We start from the raw sequence: 3,074 nt of genomic DNA on the forward strand, positions 1-3,074 counted from the left end.
CTTCTCGTCCATGAATAGTGGCCGGGGCTTCCCAAAAAAAGAGGAAGTTCTAGAGTTACTGAGCTGGACGGACTCCGAGGGCGAGAAGATCTGGTACAAGGATGGCCGGCTCAATCTGGCACTGCTGAGTGCCTTCTCCTCCATGAATAATGGCCGGGGCTTCCCCAAAAAAGAGGAAGTTCTAGAGTTACTGGGCTGGACGGACTCCATAGGCGAGAATATCTGGTACGTGGGTGGCCAGTTCAGTCCGGAACGGCTGCACCTCTTCTCGTCCATGAATAGTGGCCGGGGCTTACCCAAAAAAGAGGACGTTCTAGAGTTACTGGGCTGGACGGACTCCAAGGGCGAGAAGATCTGGTACAAGGATGGCCAGTTCAGTCCGGAACGGCTGCGTGCCTTCTCCTCCATGAATAATGGTCGGGGCTTACCCAAAAAAGAGGCGGTGTTAGAGGTACTGAGATGGTTAGATTGCGAGGAACATCAAGAGACGTCTTCAGTGCTTAGTCTTATGAGCAAACTCCATGTATCGGGAGGGCTGCCCGATATCAAAACGCTGAAGAATAATGAGCATAAATTATCGAATTTATTCTTTCCCCCCTCTGCAGACGGGCTGGAGAGCGATGATGAAGACGCAATGCATAGCCAGATCAAACAGGCAGCCCTTTTTTTGTCGGCCCATAAGCCTGATCAGGTTTTGAGCTTCGAGACGGTAAAGGAGTTTAATGAGCTGGAGAAGGGTAATGCGCTCCAGAAACTGAAAAAACTATTAACACTTTTAACGGCGAATGGAGGGACGACCGTTAGACATTACCTTAAACTGAGTGGTCCTGACAGGCCTTCATTGCTGAAATACAGTGCCTCGCGTATGCCATTGCCACTGACACTGAAAGCGATTAATGACTTTCCAGAGAAGGAAAGAGATGCGTACCTGTTTTTTTGCAAAGAACTGAATGCGGCTCCAGACAGGAAACAGTGGAAAGACATCCACCTGCAGCTAAACAGGCTGGAGAGCGTGTTGGAAAGCCTCGATGCACAAAAGATCTATCTGGAGGTCATCTGGCGCCTTGCACCGCCTGACCGAGCGCACTTTCTGGATGAAACCGTAGCAGAGTCTGTCATAAAAATACTGCCTTACCCGAACGTCCTGAAAATGCTGGCAGGCAAGCATTCGGCTCAGTGGCTGAAAGCACTGCTTGAAGCCTGTTATCGATATCAGCAGCAAACCCCTTCGAGGGAGGATATTCAGCTTCTTTTCACCGTATTACTTGAGGCGCAACTCCCCCTGAATGAGCCTCGGGACATACCTGATCATTTTATGTTCCAATACAGGGCGTCTGGCGTTTCAGGCACCTTTATTGAAACAGTGCCTCCAGTTCAGACCGCAGAAGAACTTGCACTGCACTTTGTTACCTCATCAATGGATGTTCTCAGCAATATGTTCTATCGCTATGAAGGGAACCGGCTGAGGATTGAGCAATACGGGGGCGAAATGCATACTCTGCCACGACCGGAACTGGACATACAGGATGCCGGCATTGAAATCCGTAACTGGTCTATTAAGGATTTTCACACCTTTTTAGTCGTAACGGAGTTCCCGGAGCAGTATTACTTGCCCGAAAACGTCTGGCATCAGCACTGTAACCCTGAGCCGCCTCTGCATGCCCAACGTCGTTTAAAAACCTGTGATCAGAGAAAGAAGGAAATGGCACAAGCCACTCACTTCCAGCCGCTTTCAATCCCCGCGCTGCTGGGGTTGCTGGCTCACAACGTTGCCATAAAACCGGGGGTGTGGAGATCCTATGACCATTACAAAAAAAAATTGCCCAGGGCGGCTCTCGATCAATTACTGAAACGGGTAGAGCAGGCTTCCCATGAAGAGGTTCCTGAATCACTGAGAGCATATCTTGAGGCCAGTACATCTCACTTAGTGAGGGCTGTGGAACCGCCCCCCCCAGAAGCAACCACTGAATTACCGGATGAAAAAGAACAACTCAAACGACTCTGGTCTCATTTATCCAGAAAGGAATACCTGGTGTCCGCAGATATTGACTTGCTGACGGGGTATAAAGAGTACATGTCTATGGAGCAGATTGTCGGCATCCTCAACAGAGTTCATGTTGACGTAGCACATAATCAACTCAATGAGTTGAAACGGTTACTGGGTGAGAAGCGAAACCTTCATGCACAGAGCGATCCTTTGCTTCTGGATTTGCCAGGTGAAGTGTTTGAGTACCTTGTAACTGAGTACCTTGTAACTGAGTACCTGAGTAACTGAGAAAATATAAGAGATAATACCTGTTGATATTTCTAACTACGCTATTGTGCAGGTAAGCTGGGCATCAGAACAGCGTTTTCCAACCGTTACTCAAAGTCATTCCCGCCACCAGTTCCAGAAGGTGTTTGACCGTCACAATGGAGATCATCGGATCAGAACTCTGTCATGCTGGACTCAGCTGGTCGCCATGATGTTGGCTCAACTGACCCGTTTGATCTCGACTCGGGATTTAGTTGAGAACTTCAACACCTGTCACAGCCACCATTACCATTTGGGCGTTTCTCGCATAAAGCGCTCTTCACTGTCGGACGCCAACAGTCATCGGACCGCCAGCATTTTCTCAGAGACTTCTTTCTTTCTGTTGCAAAAGGTCAGAAGCCATCTGCCACAGGGAGCGGACAGTGACATGGTACGCCTGATTGACTCCACAACCATCGACTTGAATGTAAACCCGTTTGAATGGACTCATTTCAGGAAAACCAAAGGCGGCATAATCTACACGCCTTGTCCAGATCACAACACGGTGTCAGCTGTCGTTACAGCAAATAGCCAGGAGAATCAGTCTTAACCTGAGCTGCTGTCACTCTCTTATGGAGTTATTCAGTGATCCGCCGGAGAAAAGTGGGGTCGGCTTGCTCCAGAATCAGGGGAGTCTGGAACTTGGATATGTTTAACCGGACAGTAGCGATATTCAGTAACTTCATCGACAGATAAGGATGTAGCAACACTGCTGTCCGGTTAAAAATCCGGAATAACTGGGAAGTGCCTGTCCCTGTTGGTTTACAGTAAAATAGAAGTT

General features: G+C 48.7%; 3 protein-coding genes. 2 read left to right on the plus strand and 1 reads right to left on the minus strand.

Annotated features, from left to right (window positions below; translation table 11 throughout):
* Both GZ78_RS01195 and GZ78_RS01200 read left to right on the plus strand, forming a co-directional pair.
* Positions 1 to 2,275, plus strand: a 2,275-nt coding sequence (locus GZ78_RS01195) for a hypothetical protein (protein ID WP_161787278.1), incomplete at its 5' end; no start/stop codon positions are given.
* A 46-nt stretch (positions 2,276 to 2,321) separates the two neighbouring features.
* Positions 2,322 to 2,843 carry a DUF4372 domain-containing protein gene (locus GZ78_RS01200; RefSeq protein ID WP_051785709.1) on the plus strand — a complete coding sequence of 174 codons (522 nt, stop codon included), beginning with the start codon at positions 2,322 to 2,324 and terminating at the stop codon, positions 2,841 to 2,843.
* A gap of 28 nt (positions 2,844 to 2,871) precedes the next feature.
* On the opposite strand, the gene GZ78_RS30155 is transcribed toward GZ78_RS01200, so the two are convergent.
* On the minus strand, positions 2,872 to 3,074 hold a 203-nt coding region (locus GZ78_RS30155; RefSeq protein ID WP_236631460.1), incomplete at its 5' end, for a hypothetical protein.

Origin of the sequence: Endozoicomonas numazuensis (assembly GCF_000722635.1) — a bacterium.
GTDB classification, from domain to species: Bacteria; Pseudomonadota; Gammaproteobacteria; order Pseudomonadales; family Endozoicomonadaceae; genus Endozoicomonas_A; species Endozoicomonas_A numazuensis.